General features: G+C 43.9%; 13 protein-coding genes. 8 read left to right on the top strand and 5 right to left on the bottom strand.

Going from position 1 to position 16,081, the window contains the following annotated elements:
• Positions 1–19: 19 nt before the first annotated feature.
• The 3 genes from aprA to AC1U9Z_RS07805 all read left to right on the top strand — a co-directional run bounded on the left by aprA (position 20) and on the right by AC1U9Z_RS07805 (position 5,609).
• Complete coding sequence (gene aprA / locus AC1U9Z_RS07815) at positions 20–1,897, top strand: adenylyl-sulfate reductase subunit alpha (RefSeq protein WP_479956774.1); 1,878 nt, start codon at positions 20–22, stop codon at positions 1,895–1,897.
• A gap of 315 nt (positions 1,898–2,212) precedes the next feature.
• Positions 2,213–3,457 carry an FAD-dependent oxidoreductase gene (locus AC1U9Z_RS07810; RefSeq protein WP_479956772.1) on the top strand — a complete coding sequence of 415 codons (1,245 nt, stop codon included), beginning with the start codon at positions 2,213–2,215 and terminating at the stop codon, positions 3,455–3,457.
• 4 nt (positions 3,458–3,461) lie between these two features.
• A complete protein-coding gene (locus AC1U9Z_RS07805; protein ID WP_479956770.1) occupies positions 3,462–5,609 on the top strand; it encodes a hydrogenase iron-sulfur subunit in 2,148 nt (715 codons plus the stop codon).
• A gap of 287 nt (positions 5,610–5,896) precedes the next feature.
• On the opposite strand, the gene AC1U9Z_RS07800 is transcribed toward AC1U9Z_RS07805, so the two are convergent.
• Positions 5,897–6,058 carry a hypothetical protein gene (locus AC1U9Z_RS07800; RefSeq protein WP_479956768.1) on the bottom strand — a complete coding sequence of 54 codons (162 nt, stop codon included), beginning with the start codon at positions 6,056–6,058 and terminating at the stop codon, positions 5,897–5,899.
• A gap of 1,209 nt (positions 6,059–7,267) precedes the next feature.
• On the opposite strand from AC1U9Z_RS07800, the gene AC1U9Z_RS07795 reads away from it, so the two are divergent.
• From AC1U9Z_RS07795 to AC1U9Z_RS07785, 3 genes are all read left to right on the top strand, one after another.
• Positions 7,268–8,386 (top strand): HD-GYP domain-containing protein, encoded by a 1,119-nt coding sequence (locus AC1U9Z_RS07795; RefSeq protein WP_479956766.1) that lies wholly within the window; start codon positions 7,268–7,270, stop codon positions 8,384–8,386.
• A 98-nt stretch (positions 8,387–8,484) separates the two neighbouring features.
• A complete protein-coding gene (locus AC1U9Z_RS07790) occupies positions 8,485–9,621 on the top strand; it encodes a S1C family serine protease (RefSeq protein ID WP_479956765.1) in 1,137 nt (378 codons plus the stop codon).
• Positions 9,622–9,852: 231 nt separating this feature from the next.
• A complete protein-coding gene (locus AC1U9Z_RS07785; protein WP_479956763.1) occupies positions 9,853–11,103 on the top strand; it encodes a nickel-dependent lactate racemase family protein in 1,251 nt (416 codons plus the stop codon).
• Between the two features lie 18 nt (positions 11,104–11,121).
• On the opposite strand, the gene AC1U9Z_RS07780 is transcribed toward AC1U9Z_RS07785, so the two are convergent.
• From AC1U9Z_RS07780 to AC1U9Z_RS07770, 3 genes are all read right to left on the bottom strand, one after another.
• The gene (locus tag AC1U9Z_RS07780) at positions 11,122–12,399 is read right to left on the bottom strand and encodes a polysaccharide deacetylase family protein (RefSeq protein WP_479956761.1); all 1,278 of its coding nucleotides are present in this window, start codon (positions 12,397–12,399) and stop codon (positions 11,122–11,124) included.
• Between the two features lie 6 nt (positions 12,400–12,405).
• Complete coding sequence (locus tag AC1U9Z_RS07775; RefSeq protein WP_479956759.1) at positions 12,406–13,584, bottom strand: MFS transporter; 1,179 nt, start codon at positions 13,582–13,584, stop codon at positions 12,406–12,408.
• A gap of 166 nt (positions 13,585–13,750) precedes the next feature.
• A complete protein-coding gene (locus AC1U9Z_RS07770) occupies positions 13,751–14,209 on the bottom strand; it encodes a divergent PAP2 family protein (protein ID WP_333530588.1) in 459 nt (152 codons plus the stop codon).
• A 220-nt stretch (positions 14,210–14,429) separates the two neighbouring features.
• Here AC1U9Z_RS07770 and AC1U9Z_RS07765 point away from each other — a divergent pair, with 220 nt between their 5' ends.
• On the top strand, positions 14,430–15,482 hold the full coding sequence (locus AC1U9Z_RS07765; protein WP_479956756.1) for a glycosyl hydrolase family 18 protein: 1,053 nt from the start codon (positions 14,430–14,432) through the stop codon (positions 15,480–15,482).
• Positions 15,483–15,507: 25 nt separating this feature from the next.
• Here AC1U9Z_RS07765 and AC1U9Z_RS07760 read toward each other — a convergent pair whose 3' ends face one another.
• Positions 15,508–15,657: a hypothetical protein gene (locus AC1U9Z_RS07760; RefSeq protein ID WP_333530590.1), complete on the bottom strand. Its 150-nt coding sequence runs from the start codon at positions 15,655–15,657 to the stop codon at positions 15,508–15,510.
• A 185-nt stretch (positions 15,658–15,842) separates the two neighbouring features.
• Between AC1U9Z_RS07760 and AC1U9Z_RS07755 the strand changes: the two genes are divergently transcribed.
• The gene (locus AC1U9Z_RS07755) at positions 15,843–16,067 is read left to right on the top strand and encodes a FeoA domain-containing protein (RefSeq protein WP_479956755.1); all 225 of its coding nucleotides are present in this window, start codon (positions 15,843–15,845) and stop codon (positions 16,065–16,067) included.
• Positions 16,068–16,081 lie beyond the last annotated feature (14 nt).

Here is a 16,081-nt window from a genome sequence, read left to right as displayed (position 1 = left end):
TCGGAGGAGGTTAAAAATAATGCCGAACTTTGAAACTGTAGTAGTTAATACCGACATTCTTATTCTTGGTGGCGGTATGGCAGCTTGCGGCGCAGCCGTTGAAGCAGCTTACTGGGCTAAGAAACAAGGCGATATAAAAATTACTTTGGTTGATAAAGCTGCTATGGACCGTTCTGGTGCTGTTGCCATGGGTCTGTCCGCTATTAACCAATATCTAGGTGTAGCTAAAGGCGAAAACACCGTTGAGGACTATGTAAAATACGTTAAGAACGACTTAATGGGTATTGCTCGTGATGACCAAGTCGCTGACATCGCCCGTCACGTTGACTCTTCCGTTCACCTGTTTGAAAAATGGGGTCTTCCCATTTGGACTAACGACGAAGGCAACTACGTTCGCGGTGGCCGCTGGCAGATCATGTTAAACGGTGAATCCTACAAGATCATCGTTGCTGAAGCTGCTAAGACTGCCATTGGCACAGACAACATTTATGAGCGTGTATACATCTGTGAGCCCATCATGGATGGCGACAGAATCGCTGGTGCTATTGGTTTCAGCACCCGTGAAGACAAGATATATGTATTCAAGGCTAAAGCCGTTCTAGCTTCCATGGGTGGCGCAGTAGGCGTATTTAAGCCTCGTTCCACTGGTGAAGGTTTAGGCCGTTCTTGGTATCCTCCTTTCAGCTCTGGTTCCTCTGCATACTTTACAATGGCTGCTGGCGCTGAAATGACCTGTCAAGAAGTTCGTTTCATTCCTGTACGCTTTAAAGATGCTTACGGCCCTGTAGGCGCTTGGTTCCTGCTCTTCAAATCCCGTGCTGTTAACGGTTTCGGCGAAGAGTATATGGTTACCCGTCGCTCTGAATTAGACAACTGGGGTCCCTATGGCAAAGTTAAGCCGATCCCTGCTAACCTGCGTAACTACCTTGGCATGCTGGATGTAAGCGATGGCAAAGGCCCCTTGTTCATGGAGACCGACGAAGCGATTGCTAACCTAGCTAAGAAATACGAAGACGATCCCAAAGCCTTCAAGAAGAAAATGAAAGAACTTGAAAGCGAAGCTTGGGAAGACTTCTTAGATATGACCATTGCTCAGGCTCTGTTATGGGCTGCTTCCAACATTGCTCCTGAAGAAAAGCACTCTGAAATCGCCGCTGCTGAACCTTACTTCATCGGTTCTCACTCTGGTGCTTCCGGTGCTTGGGTTTCCGGTCCTGCCGACATCGCTCCTGCTGAATATCAGTGGGGTTATACCAACATGACCACCGTTAAGGGTCTGTTTGCTGCCGGCGACGCTTCCGGTGCTTCCAGCCACAAGTTCTCCTCCGGCTCCCACGCTGAAGGACGTATTGCTGGTAAGGCCATGGTTCGTTTCGTAGTAGAAAACAACCAAGAGCCCAACCTTGACGATGCTAAGGTTGAAGAATTAAAAGCTAAGATTCTGAAGCCTCTGGCTACCTTTGAACAGTTCAGTGGTTTCTCCACCGATCCTGATGTTAACCCCAACTACATCCTGCCCAAGATGTACATGTTCCGTCTTCAGAAGATGATGGACGAGTATGCTGGCGGTGTTGTTGCTAACTTTACCACCTCCAAGACTCTGTTGGGCGTTGGTCTTGAGTTATTAGGAATGCTGAAAGAAGACGGCGAAAAGCTTGCTGCACGTGACTTGCACGAGTTAATGAGATGTTGGGAAAACATTCATAGGACTCTACAGGCTGAGTCCCACATTCGCACTCTGCTGTTCCGTGAAGAAACTCGTTTCCCCGGCTACTACATGCGTGCTGACCTACCCAAGTTGAATCCTGAGTGGGAAGTATTCTGTAACTGTAAATACGATGCAGCCAACAATGCATGGGAAATGATTAAACGCCCCATCATCCGTCTGGTTGACTAATTAAGTACCTTATAGTTAAATAGATAGCTGAATAGTTATCGGCCCGTGGCCGTAGGCCACGGGCTATTAAAAAAAGATGGCCTGGGTGCAAAACGCTTATTGGGCCCTTTAATCCAGGTGGCCAAGAGGGTGCCTGGCTTTTTTGCTTTTATATTTTTAGTTATAAAACAGTGGCTTCCGCCTGGCTAATATCAGATAATACCTAATATTAGCCAGGCGGGAGCTGGAAGTTCCCCAATACCTGGCATGGCCTTATTTTTACGATTTTTATCACCTATCCAAGCATTGTTAACAACTGGACTAGGGAGTGAGAAAATGGCAAATAAAAGCATATTAGTTGTAGGTGGCGGTATAAGTGGTATTACCGCTGCTGTGGAAGCTGCCGAAGTGGGTTATGAAGTATTCTTGGTTGAAAAGAATGCTTACTTAGGCGGTAAAGTATCTCAAATTAACGAATATTTCCCCAAATTATGCCCGCCAAACTGCGGCTTGGAAATTAATTTTCAAAGAATTAAAAAGAATCCCAAAATTCATGTTATTACATTAGCAGAGGTTGAAAATATTGCTGGTCAAGAGGGAAATTTTGATGTCACAGTCAAGATGAATCCCCGTTATGTGACCGAGGGTTGTACAGGCTGTGGTAAATGCGCCGAAGTATGCCCGGTTGAAAGTGCCAATGCCTTTAACTTTGGTCTTGATAAAACCAAAGCAATTTTCCTGCCCCAACCCTTTGCTTTCCCAATGAAATATATCATTGATAACACTGCCTGCACCGGAGCCTCTTGCGGTAAGTGTGTTGAAGTATGTGAAGTGAAGGCTGTAGACCTAAACATGCCCGCTAAAACGATGAACCTTAATGTAGGAGCTGTTATTTGGGCCACTGGCTGGGATTCCTATCCAGTGGAAAAACTAGCGAACTATGGCAGTGGTACCGTTGCCAATGCGGTTTCCAATATTACATTGGAAAGACTGGCTTCCTATACAGGACCTACCCAGGGTAAAATTGTTCGCCCATCAGATGGAGCGGAGCCGAAAAACGTTGCCTTTGTACAGTGTGCCGGTTCCCGTGATGAAAATCACCAGCAGGCTTGCTCCTCCGTTTGCTGTATGGCAACCCTGAAGCAAATCGATTACGTCAAGAGACAATATCCGGATGCCAAGGTCACCATTTATTACATGGATATTCGGGCCATGGGTAAACATGAAGACTTCTTTAATAAAATTAAAGAATATGATATTACCATGATTAAGGGCAAGCCTTCCGAAATAACCGAGGATGAGGCTAAAAATGTTATCGTTTTTGCTGAGGATCAAAGTATTCAGGAAGTTACCGAACTGAAGTATGATATGGTAGTATTGGCCACTGGTATGGCACCTACTACCGCTGCTGCTAAGTTACCAGCGGAAGTAGCTTATGATGTAGACGGTTTTGTTCAGAGTGGTTCTGTGCCCGGTATTTATGCTGCGGGCTGTGTTGCCAAACCCGGTGATGTTGCTTCTTCCGTGCAAAGTGCTACCGCTGCTGTTCTAAAAGCCATCCAATCTACGGTAAGGGGGTAAGACAATGGCTAAAAAACTAGGGTTTTTCATGTGTACTGGTTGCGGCATTGGCGAAGCCCTCGACACAGCGGCTTTAACCAAAGTGGCAGCTAAGGAATATAAAGTTCCTGCTTGCAAAGAACATGGCTACCTCTGCTCTGCGGAAGGTGTAGATTTAATTAAGGCTGAAATTGAAGCGCAGGCGATGGATGGTGTTATCATTGCAGCCTGTTCCAACCGTGTAAATGGTGATGTGTTTAATTTCCCCGGTGTTTATCTGGAAAGAGTAAACCTGCGTGAACAAGTTATTTGGAGTCACGAGGCCGATGATGAAGATACCCAAATGCTGGCTGAAGACCAGATTCGTATGGGCTGTGAAAAAACAAAAGCCTCAGAAGTACCTGCTCCCTATATTGGTGAAAACCTTTCCAAGACCGTTTTGGTTGTTGGGGGCGGCTTAGCTGGTATGACAGCAGCTTTAGAAGCTGGTAAAGCTGGCTATTCCGTAGTTCTGGTAGAAAAAGAAGCTGCCCTGGGCGGTTGGTTAAACAAAGTTTACAAAACCACTCCGATGGCTGCTCCCTTTACTGCGCCAGAGGATCCCAATGTTGCCGGCCGTGTGGCTGAGATCGAAGGGAATTCCAACATTAAGGTTTACACCGGTGCTGTAATTGATAAAATTGCCGGTGGCCCCGGTATGTTTGATGCGGAAATTAATCAGGGTGGTAACATCGCTGCTGAAAGAGTTGGAGCGATTGTGCTGGCCACCGGTGCCAAGCCAAATGTTGAAAACCTGGATTATCTGGGTTATGGCAAATACCCCAACGTTATTACCCAGGCTGACTTCGAAGAAATGGCGAAGTCCGGTAATATTGATGCACAAAAAGTTGTTTTCATCCAATGCGCCGGCTCCAGAGATGCTGAGCGTTTGCCCTATTGCTCCGCGGCCTGCTGCGTTGAAACCCTAAAGCAAACCTTAATACTTAAGGAACTGGCTCCTGAAGCCATGACCTATGTATTCTATAAGGATGTTCGTAGTTCTGGTCAATATGAGCATTTCTATAAGGCAGCCCAAGAAAGCGGTGCTGTATTTATCAAAGGCGAAATTAAAGAAGTCAGCGAAGCCGATGGCAAGTTAGTGGTGGAAGCGGAAGATATGCTGCTGGGCGGCGATGCTATGGTTGATGAGGTGGACTATATCGTACTGGCCAACGGTATGATTCCTTCCACTAAAGCTGCCGAAGATGCTGCTGCTGCTCAGGAAATTGCAGAAAATATCCTTAATCTACAGTACAGACAGGGTCCCGAACTGCCTAATTTGAAATATGGTTTCCCAGATTCCCACTTTATTTGTTTCCCCTATGAAACCCGCCGTACTGGTATCTATGCCTGCGGTAGTGTTAGGGCACCGATGGATATGGCTAAAGCAGTTAGTGACGCCGCCGGTGCTGCCCTAAAAGCCATCCAATGTGTAGAAGTTACTGCCGGTGGAGCAGCTGTTCATCCAAGGAGCGGCGATCTATCCTATCCCGAATTCGCTTTACAGCGTTGCACCCAGTGCAAGAGATGCACAGAAGAGTGTCCCTTTGGTGCAATTAACGAGGATGAAAAGGGTAACCCACTGCCTAACCCCACCCGCTGCAGAAGATGCGGTACCTGTATGGGAGCTTGCCCAGAGCGGATTATCTCCTTTAAAAACTACTCTGTGGGCATGATTGGCAACATGGTTAAAGCAGTAGAAGTTCCTGAAGAGGATGAAGAAAAGCCAAGAATTCTTATCCTGGCCTGCGAAAACGATGCGATGCCTGCCCTGGATATGGCTGGTATTAACCGCCTCAAGTACAATTCCTGGGTGCGTATTATTCCTGTAAGATGCCTTGGATCTTTGAACCTGGTATGGATTGCAGACTCCATGTCCAAGGGCTTTGACGGCGTCATGCTGTTAGGCTGCAAACATGGCGATGACTATCAGTGCCACTTCATGAAGGGCTCTGAGTTGGCTGAAATACGTCTATCCAAAGTTTCTGAAACCTTGGATCGCCTTGGCTTAGAATCAGACCGTGTTCGCATGGTACAAATCAATATCATGGATTATGCTGAGCTGCCCAAGATCATCGATAAGTTTGCCGAAGACTTAGATGTATTTGGCCCCAACCCCATGAAAGGTTTCTAAATAAAAATAAAACCCCGCATACAGCGGGGTTTTATTTTTATCAGCAAGTTTAATATTTTAAGATAATGGTATAAGACTTTCATGCCATTAACGGTACTATCAAAGAATGAAAATTTAAGGTCATCCTGAGCAGTGAAGGATCACGCGTGTATCCTTCCATTGATAGAAGTTCCTCTACTAGCCCAGGATGACAGTTCGTTCGATTAACAGGCATAGAAAAGCGAAGGCTCGGGATAAAGTCCCTTGTGCCTGAAGGCACAAGGGACTTTATAAAATATTTGTTAGAACTAGTTCTGCTTAGTAGCGTCAGGTTCTTCACGACCAACGGCAAAGAATTTTTTCATTATTTCTACCACCATTTTACTAGTTTCAATTTCATCGTGTACATTGCAATGATCCATTTTTGCTTGGGCCCAGTCAACAAAATCATTCATTTTCATATTTGCCATATTAATCCCTCCACGGTTATTATAGTTTTGAAAATTCAGAATCGTGAAACACTAAGGGGGTTGGATTGCGAGGTAACCCTGTTAGGAACATCAGAGTGACAACTTTTCATTAATGTTCGAAAAAAGGGGCAGCACCTCCTAAAAAAATTTAATAAAATTCCGTGCAGCCTATTGCTAATGCGTCCCCTAAGTGCTACAATAACCGTAAGGTAGTGACAACTTTATAGTTGTCGTAGTGATTACTGTAGTGGATGAATATTCATCAAAAATCCAGGGCACATAGCCTTGGCTATCTTTGTTTCTGCTTGGAATTTGAGTTGATACTAGCATAAATAAATAATCAAAACAAGATACATATTTAAAAACTCCCCTTAATTTTTTACTATAAGGGGAGTTTTCTGCATGTTGAAAAATATAACATTTTTTGTAGTGCTACGTATATTCATCTTGAGCTAGAAAAAAGAAGGATTTTGAGTTCTAATTGTGATTTCAAAAGGGCATATCATCCTATTATATACCTTCATTAAAGATGATGAGATGATGGTATCTGATAATAATTCAAATAAAGAGATCGATTTTTATAGCTCCTTTCCTACGGATAGAGCAGTTGTAATATAATAGAAAACCAATATAATTTCTTCTTGACATAATTAAGATTTGTGTGTTCACCGGGAAAACGCTTCTAAACCCGGTCAATCTATGGGTAAATCATTTATATTTGGTGTTAATGGATTGCCTGAGACGGTACAGTTGGCCATAGGAAAAAAATTCACGAAGTAGTTCATAGCCAAAGGTTCATTGAATGCTACCATGCCATCTTTAGAGCCAATCTTTTCGTCTTTAACGCCTAGGATAATTACAAGACAATACGATTTAGATTATGAACGTAAGGCGTGTTTTTAATAGACCGAATTAACGTTTCATCTGCCGTCCAAAATTCGCATACATCGTTGGATTGTCTAGCGGTAATTTTTGCCACAGCTAGGTATGCAGCATCATAGAAAGAGGATAGTTTTTCTTTAAAACCACTTTTCGGAACATTCTAGCAACTCCCATTCTATATTTTTTCAAACAACATTATTAAACTATAGAGGGAATAGACGATTGCATCGATGCAAAACAGAAGAATAGGTAAAAAAATGCATTTATCCAGAGGAATTTTATGCTAAAGGTAGAATAATTTACTCAGCATACAAGTGGAGGTACATGATGCGTCGGTTATCATTAGAATCAGTAAAACCTGGTATGAAGGTAGGGCGACCAATTCGCAACACTAACGGACAAATCCTCTTAAATGTTGGTACAATACTTAGCGAAAAGTATATTGCACGTCTGAAGTTATTAGGTTTGCATTCAATATACATTGATGATGGACTAATACCTGACGTTCAAGTGGATGATGTTATACCGGAAGAGACTAGGGTAAAGGCTATACAACAGGTAAAGAAATTACTGCAGTCGCATTCTGACTCAATGGGTGGGGGCATTTCAGGGACAGATAAAATCTACCCTACTATTAACGATATAATTGATCAGTTACTGGATAATACCAAACTAATGGTGGAACTTATTGACATACGGACAATGGATGATTATGTATTCGCTCATTCAGTAAATGTGTGCGTATTGGCATTGATGACTGGTATTACCCTTGGCTTTGAACGACCCAAATTATTTCACCTGGGAATGGGAGCTTTATTACATGATATTGGCAAAATACAAGTACCTAAAAGTATCTTAGATAAGCCCGGTCGCTTAACGGAAGAGGAATATGCAGAAGTAAAAAAACATCCTCAGTATGGTTTAAACATTTTAAGCAAAAATCCTCATGTCAGCAGTCTCTCCCGTCTTGTTGTCTACCAGCACCATGAAAGATACAATGGGGAAGGATATCCCCGACAACTAAAGGATTCAGAGATTCATCAATTTGCACAAATCACGGGTATGGTGGATATGTATGATGCTTTAACAGCAAATAGGGTTTACAGGAGAGGGTTCCCTCCCCACGAAGCCTATGAGATGATTGCTGGTTCAGGCAATTACTTATTTAATTTTGAAATAATCGAACCCTTTCTATCGAATGTTGCAGCTTACCCAGCAGGGTCCATTGTGGAACTAAGTACGGGTGAAATAGCAGTGGTGGTCAGTACGAAGAAGGGTTTTTCCTTATACCCCAAAGTAAGGATGTTAGTGGATAAGGAAGGAAATGCCGTACAAGAGCTAGTGGAACTAGACTTGCTTGGTTGTCGCAACGTTGTTATTTGCCGCGTGATTAACGATTTTGATTTTTCCCAGGTAGGACAGGGGATAAAATACAAAAGCCTATAAGATCCTGGCCTGGTCAGGATTTTATAATTTTAATGAACAGCTAGGGAATTCGCAAATTATTAACCAAATTAGTCAATACTAAAAGGGGAGGATGAGTTATGCACAGGTGGAGAAATATAGCGGTATTTACTTTAATGATTGCATTTTTATCAGGCATCATGTTTGCTGCTGGTTGCACCCTAATAAAGGATATCACCCCGAAAGAAAATAGTAGTCAACAACAGGATGGAGTAGCCGATGCCAGCTTACCTGGCGTAGGTCCTGACACCATAGCAAATATTGTCGACAGGGTAAGCCCCGCGGTGGTTAAAATTACGACGGTGGTCGAGGTAGGCTACAATAATCCCTTTCATAATGACCCGTTTTTTCGCCAGTTTTTTGGTATAAATCCGCAACCCCAGTACCAGAGCGGTTTGGGTTCAGGGTTTATTATTTCGAAGGACGGCTATATTCTGACAAATGAACATGTTGTTGATGCAGCACAAAAGATAAGTGTTCTTGTGAAAGGACATCAAAAGCCCTTTGAGGCCAAGCTGGTCGGGGCTGATCCGTCAATGGATTTAGCTGTATTAAAGATAGAAGGGAAGGAATTTCCCACTTTACCCATGGGAGATTCAAACAAAATCCGGGTGGGTAATTGGGTTATTGCCATTGGCAGTCCCTTTGGTTTAGAAGATACAGTCACCATCGGAGTAATTAGTGCGAAGGAACGCCCACTGGAAATAGATAATCGAGCTTTTGAACATCTATTGCAAACGGACGCATCGATTAATCCCGGCAACAGTGGAGGTCCCCTTCTTAATTTAAATGGCGAGGTTATTGGTATTAATACCGCCATCAACGCCCAGGCCCAGGGTATTGGCTTTGCAATACCCACCAGCACGGTAAAAGAGATTCTTGATGAATTGATTGAACAGGGTAAAGTCCAGAGACCATGGCTAGGTATACAAATTCAGCAAGTTACCCCGGATATCGCCAATTTCCTGGGTTATGAGGGATCGACCGGAGCCGTGATTTATGGTGTGGTAGCGGGCGGGCCAGCGGCTAAAGCAGGTATCAAAGAGGGTGACATTGTTTTAGTCATAGATGGCACGAAGATAGAAAATCCGGATACCTTAATTAAAACCGTGCAGAAGAAAAAAATAGGTTCTAAATTAGAAGTAGAAGTGTTCCGCAAGGGCAAGACCCTAACCATAAATGTTGAGGCAGCCGAAAGGCCGGCAAATGTTAGGTAATGGCCATTGGCCTTCAGCCTACGGAGTATTTAGTTAGTGGTAGCTTAAAACACTACAGTTGAATTGGCTGTAGTGTTTTTTATTATGCCACCTATGATGGGGATACAGTGCCTAATCCCCCCAAACTATAAAGACAATAAAAAGGCTATAGTTCAAAGCAATGGACAGGTTTTCCCCCAAAACTGATGGCTGATGGCTGTTTTGGGATAAACTATGTGGCGGAGGTGTGAAATGGAATTTGATTTTGCTTACGGGCGTAATACAATACCCGTTTCTATTGACACTAAGAATATTGCTGCCATCGTAACACCAAAATTGCCCAGGTCCATTAACCAGACGGTAGAGTTAGCCAGAGCCCTGGGTAAGCCCATTCATAGTCCGCCGCTAAGGGAGATTATTAAAAATAAAAGGCCAGCGTCCATTGTTGTTCTTGTGACAGATGTTTCCAGGCCGGTTCCTTATCAAGAACTTCTGGTGGCCCTTATGGAAGAAATGCAGATTAAATCAGACGGCAAAGAGCAAATTAAATTTGTCATTGCTACCGGTGCCCACAGACCCAACACAAAGCAAGAGATCGAAGAAATTTTCGGTCCGTTAGCCCAAAGTTATACTTTCATTAACCATGACTGCGATAAAGACCTAGTGAGTGTGGGGAAATTGGATGATGGTACGGAGTTGTGGATCAACAAAGAGGTGGCAGAGGCAGGGTTCGTTATTGTTACAAGCTGTATTATGCCGCATAACCTAGCTGGTTTTTCAGGTGGGCCTAAGATGATTTTGCCGGGTGTGGCTGGTAGATCAACCATTACAGCAAACCACAGCATGATGACCAGACCCAGGGTGGGACCGGGGAACATTCAGAACAACCCCATATCCAACCAAATACTGGCTGCTGCAAGGTTGCTGGGTGTGGACTTTAGTCTACATGTGGTATTGAATGATCAAAATAGGATTATCAAGTGCTTTGCCGGTGAACTGGAAAAAGCATGGCAAAAAGGCTGTCAGTACTGTGGTGCTATCTACCGTTTACCGTTCCCTGAACCAGCGGAGGTGGTAATAGCCGGGGCTGGGGGTTATCCCAGAGATTTAAACCTTTACCAAGCCGTAAAGGCACTGGTAAATGGTGCTAGATTGCTAAAGTCCGGGGGAACGCTGGTTTTGATCGGGGAGTGTAAGGAGGGATTGGGTGAGCCATTATTTAAAGAATGGCTCATGAGGGGAAATCGTCCGGAAGAAATTGTTTCAAACTTTGAACAGCATGAATTCATTCTAGGGGGTCATAAAGCCTATGTACTATGTCAGGAGCTAAAAAATAAAGAAGTCATTATCATCTCTGAATTTGCCAAAATGAAAAATCCCGTGCCCTTCCTTAAAAATGCCTTGGATTGGTCGACGGCTGAAAAAATGGTCATTCAAAAACATGGGCCCGATTATCAAGCCCTGCTGATGCCCCTGGCTGGCTTGGTTTTTCCGTTGCAGTAGTCGTTCGCTAAGGCTAGGTTACAAATATCGTCTAAGAAGCTCCTGCTTAGAAATGACTACCTTTTTTGGTACTAGTTTGCTCCACTGACGGCGCAGGTGGGATAATCCACCTGGATGCAGTAAAAAGAGCAGCCAACGCTGGTACCAAGCTACCATAAAACGAATAAAGGGAGAGAGGTCGTAGACCGTAAATCCCAATTGTGTGGTTCCTCTATGAATCATAGTAATACCAATCAGGGCCTTCGTTCCCTGACAGGCTGGGTCCTGGGAAATAGTCCGGGCCAGCAGTGGCAGGGAGCGACGGGTCTCCCTTAAGAGGGCCATGGCCGTTGCCTCGAGGGAACGGCCAGTTGTTGTAAGTTTTTGTAGAAAATCATTATTGAGATGAAGTTCGATTACCCTGTCCCCCGGGGCCAATAGAGTACCATCCGGTAGCTGCATTACTTTTCCTCGGTAATTTCTTACAGCAAGACGAAATAAAACATGCTCATCATTGCCCGCCGATTTCAGGCCAGCCATGCGAGCAAAGCACATCTCCCAAACCTGCCATAGTCTGCGCAGGTTTTTCTTCACCAAACCAGGACCTTGGTAACGCATAAAATCCTCCATATTAATTGGTTCAAGCGTCCTTTCCCTAAGCTCTTGTAAAATCATCGGCAGGGCTTGCACCATTCGGGCAGGGCCTTCGGGTGCAGCACCAAATCCTGCGCTATGATCATGGAAGACAATGATGGAGCCAGGCTTAACCTTATTTGCTACCATTCTATGAATGCTTTCGGGTGAAGCCTTAGAATCCCAATCCCAGGTCATAAAGCTCCAAAGGATGGTCTTATCTTTTGTAAAAAGGATATAAAGGTATGTTGCAAGGTTAAAGACACCCCAGGAGGGACGAAAAAACGGTGGCCTTTTATTCGTGATGGATTGGATCGATCTGCGTCCCAGGGATATTTCCCGAATGGCAGCGAGGGGTCCCTGAAACCAAGCAAAACGGTGTCTATAGCCATGAGTACCTAGGCTATGCCCTGCCGCGGTAATGCGCTGAATTAATTCTGGGTGATTTTCGGCATACTTACCCACCAGAAAAAAAGTTGCCTTTGCATTATAATGGGCAAGTATATCCAATACCTGGGCAGTGTAGTAAGCATCTGGCCCATCGTCGAAGGTTAGGGCCACTTTATCCCGGTGTTTGCTTCCCCGGCCATAGGTCCCTAACCTAAGAATTCTACCTAAAAAGGTTGGTAACAACATATAGAAAAAAATTATTATGCCCACAAGTTCAAAAACGTTAAAGGGCATTTTTTATCACTCCTGTTTTGTTAGTATATCATCCAGGGGATAGAATACATAAAACAACCCCATGCAGGCAAGGACAAAGGCACTGAGATAAATGGTTCCTGCCGGGTAAAGCAGAGAGGCAATGGCCCCGCCCAGTGAGGGACCCACCGCAATGCCTAGCCCCTCCATGGTTGTAAAAATACCCCAGCCAGTTGCCTGTTGCTCAGCGGGAATTGCCTTGGCCAAGAGGGAATTCCAGGCTGGAAGAATGATGGCGTAGGAAAACCCAACCAAAATAACTAATAACACAATGGCTTTTAGATGATAGATGCTGGGAAAAAGCAGCAATAAAATAGCACTGCTAAGAAAACCCAGGGATAAAAGTTTGCGTAGTGAAAAACGATCGACCAATCTGCCCATGGGGATCAGAAAGAGAACGGCTGTTGCACCACCAGCTGTTAACAGTAAACCGTACTGTTGGGAGGTTAGTCCCAATGTCTGGGTGGCATAGAGGGGTAATATGGGCAGCAGTAGGCTGGCTGCCAAGGTCTGTAAAAACATACCCGGTAATAATACATGAAGCACCATCGGATTTGAAGCTAGCTTTTTTACTTGACCCAGAATCGTAAAATTAATATGGGTGGTTTTGATGGCAAAGGGGATCGTTAAACCAATGATCAAGCTAAGCCCCCATAAAATAATGCAAATAATAAAGGTGTCCTGGTAGCCTAGGGGTAGGATAAAATTAATTCCCACAGGTCCGATACCCATGCCCAGGAGCCAGGCAGAAAAAACAAGCCCCATTCTGGTAGCCCGATCGGAGCAACCGGTTGGGGCAACATTGCTAATAACAGCAAGCCAGACAGGAGTAAAGCCGAGGCCAAACATACCCGATAGCAATAAAGCAGGCCATAAGGATTTAGCATAGTACAGCCCCAATAAAGAAAGAAAGCTAATCAACAGACCCAGCAGCAAGACAGGCCGCCCGCGTTTATCCAATAGGGAACCGGCCAAGGATTTGAGTAGAGTTTCCGTAAGATAGTGTCCAGATACCACAAGACCGGCAGCAAAAACTGAAAAGCCAAGGAAGTTAACAGAATATAATGGCCAAAAGGTCAGGAAAAATGCACTTCTGGCTAATTCTGTGATAAATAGCAAAGTAACAAAGGCGTAATCCCTGGGCGTTAAGTTTAGTGAACTAAGCAAAATTGTATCTCCCCGTAATAGCCATCAGCCGTCAGCCATCCGCCTTCAGCTTTTGTGCTTGTCATTCTTTGGGGCCGTTTCCATTCATGAGACCCCTTATTGTTATACTTAACGAAAGCCTTTGAGCCCAAGGCCCAAGGCCATCTACTACCCCAAAGGCGGCCGGCTAAAAGACCACAGTAGCCATCACAACCCCAATGATCGCCCCGGCTAAAACTTCCGCAGGGGTATGGCCAATTAATTCTTTCAGTGCCTTAAGGTTTTGTTTTCCATCCTGACGTCCCATTTCTTCCAGCATCTGGTTTAAAATTTTGGCATGAATTCCTGCTGCCCGCCTAACACCCATGGCATCGTACATTACAATGAGAGCAAAAATAGCAGTGATGGTAAAGAGAGATGAAGACCAACCGTATTGCAGCCCGGAAGCGGTAGCCAGTGCTGTTACCATGGCCGAGTGGGAACTGGGCATACCACCGGCCTCAAAGAATCTTTGCCAGCCCCATTTTTTACTTTGGATGTTTGCCAGGATTCCTTTCGTTGATTGGGCAATCAAAAAGGCAGATAAAGGAGCAAAGAGAATTTTATTTAGCCAAAGCCAGTAATAGATTTCTGACAATAGTTTCACCTCAAAACATACTTTACAGACAAATATACATGATATATTCTCTAATGGATTTTGTAAATCCTTGCTTCGTTGTGAATAATAGCATTGGTTAAGAAAAGTTTCATAATTACAGGTGCCAATTGACAAAAATGGTAACATTATAGGGGTTCATCAAAGATTTACTTCCTGTTAAGATTTTAGATAGGGCCTGGGGCCCAATAAAAATTTGGCAGGAGGAATTATGACAAAAAGAAAGTTGACAACCTATGGTTTACTATTTCTGTACCTGTTATCCTTTAATTTTATATTTTTCTCAACTTCGGTCGAGGCAGCACAGACAAAGCCAGTGGTAATGGGGTATTACTCCAAGGATTGGTATACGGATAAAGATTCATATCATTCCCTGGCCAAATATGCTAACTATATGGATTACATAGCAACATTTACCGCTCGCGTTGACAGTAATGGTAATTTAATTACGGATTTCATCCCCTCAGAGGGTATTACTGAGGCCAAGGAAAAAAAGGTAAAGCCTTTACTTGTCGTACATAATATGTATAACGGTGGGATTGACTCGGGTTCCGCAGCAGCGGTCTTGGGCGACCCCAATAAACGATGGAAATTAGCCAATAATATTACCTCGTTGGTTAAAAAACATGGTTATGCCGGGGTAAATATAGACCTGGAAGCTGTTCCCCCCCGGAATAGAGATGATTATAGCAAATTTCTTTGGGAATTAAAGGGATTGTTAAAACCCGGTGGCTATCTGCTTACTGCTGCTGTACCAGCTAAAAATAGTGACCAACGAAATAATAATTGGTCTGGTGCCTACAACTACAACGAGTTGGGACAAGCATGTGATTACGTGATGCTGATGACCTATGACGAACATTGGTTTGGTGGAACTCCTGGGCCAGTTGCCTCATTGCCTTGGGTTCAAAGTGTATTAGACTATGCTGTTAAACAAATGCCCTCGCAGAAAATTTTATTGGGTCTGGCAGGCTACGGCTATGATTGGTCGTCCCAGGCCAAAACAAAATCGATTAAGTGGAAAGACGTCAATAATCTAGTCAATCAAAGGGGTGCCCAGATTCTTTGGGATAATACCAGCAGCACGCCCTATTTTTATTACTGGAAGGGTACCGAAAAGCATGAAGTCTGGTTTGAGAATAAATATAGTCTTGGCATTAAAATGGGACTTGTGAAATCATATAAACTGGGCGGTGTTGGTTTTTGGCGTCTTGGTTTTGAGGATGACACTTTTTGGCAAACGATTAATCAACAAATACGCTAGATTTTTTGGGGAGGCCCGTGCCTCCCTATGCTTTTTCCTTGATCACAGGAATTAAAATGATTTTTTGATTGTCCTCTGACAGAGTATTTATTTCAGCTTGGGCAGCACCCAATAGGCTCATTTGCTCCCCGGATAGATTCACGGTTTTCAAACCTGCCCAATTCATATCAGCCATATCAAATGCCTCCTTTTCTGTTTCTGAAACTATTATTACCTAATATAACATAATCTATTAGCAAAACTCCAAGGCGTTGTCACCTTGCTCGGACCAAAAAAACCTTGCCTTGTAGGCCATCGGCAATTATAATTAAATTGACACTGATAACCATTATCTGTTATAAAAGCCATGGAGGAAATAATATGACACTCGATAAATGCAAAAGAGGGCAAAGAATTAAAATAATGAATATTCCCAATGAAATGATCCGGTCTCAGGCAATCCGGTTTGGTATCTCCGAGGGGGCCATTGTGACCTGTGAAGAGGTTGTTCCTGCAGGTCCTGTAGTGGTTGGTATGTTTAAACAGCAAATTGCCATCGGCAGGGAATTGGCCCGAAGCATTGCCGTGCAACCGATTAGTTACTAAGAATATAAGATGAG

Source organism: Desulfotomaculum sp. (assembly GCF_982386235.1).
This window is presented reverse-complemented; position numbering and strand designations above follow the sequence as displayed.

Excerpts from the sequence above, each read along its gene's own strand:
- aprA (WP_479956774.1), top strand. The coding sequence starts at position 20 with ATGCCGAACTTTGAAACTGTAGTAGTTAATACCGACATTCTTATTCTT.
- AC1U9Z_RS07810 (WP_479956772.1), top strand. The coding sequence starts at position 2,213 with ATGGCAAATAAAAGCATATTAGTTGTAGGTGGCGGTATAAGTGGTATT.
- AC1U9Z_RS07805 (WP_479956770.1), top strand. The coding sequence starts at position 3,462 with ATGGCTAAAAAACTAGGGTTTTTCATGTGTACTGGTTGCGGCATTGGC.
- AC1U9Z_RS07800 (WP_479956768.1), bottom strand. The coding sequence starts at position 6,058 with ATGGCAAATATGAAAATGAATGATTTTGTTGACTGGGCCCAAGCAAAA.
- AC1U9Z_RS07795 (WP_479956766.1), top strand. The coding sequence starts at position 7,268 with ATGCGTCGGTTATCATTAGAATCAGTAAAACCTGGTATGAAGGTAGGG.
- AC1U9Z_RS07790 (WP_479956765.1), top strand. The coding sequence starts at position 8,485 with ATGCACAGGTGGAGAAATATAGCGGTATTTACTTTAATGATTGCATTT.
- AC1U9Z_RS07785 (WP_479956763.1), top strand. The coding sequence starts at position 9,853 with ATGGAATTTGATTTTGCTTACGGGCGTAATACAATACCCGTTTCTATT.
- AC1U9Z_RS07780 (WP_479956761.1), bottom strand. The coding sequence starts at position 12,399 with ATGCCCTTTAACGTTTTTGAACTTGTGGGCATAATAATTTTTTTCTAT.
- AC1U9Z_RS07765 (WP_479956756.1), top strand. The coding sequence starts at position 14,430 with ATGACAAAAAGAAAGTTGACAACCTATGGTTTACTATTTCTGTACCTG.
- AC1U9Z_RS07760 (WP_333530590.1), bottom strand. The coding sequence starts at position 15,657 with ATGGCTGATATGAATTGGGCAGGTTTGAAAACCGTGAATCTATCCGGG.
- AC1U9Z_RS07755 (WP_479956755.1), top strand. The coding sequence starts at position 15,843 with ATGACACTCGATAAATGCAAAAGAGGGCAAAGAATTAAAATAATGAAT.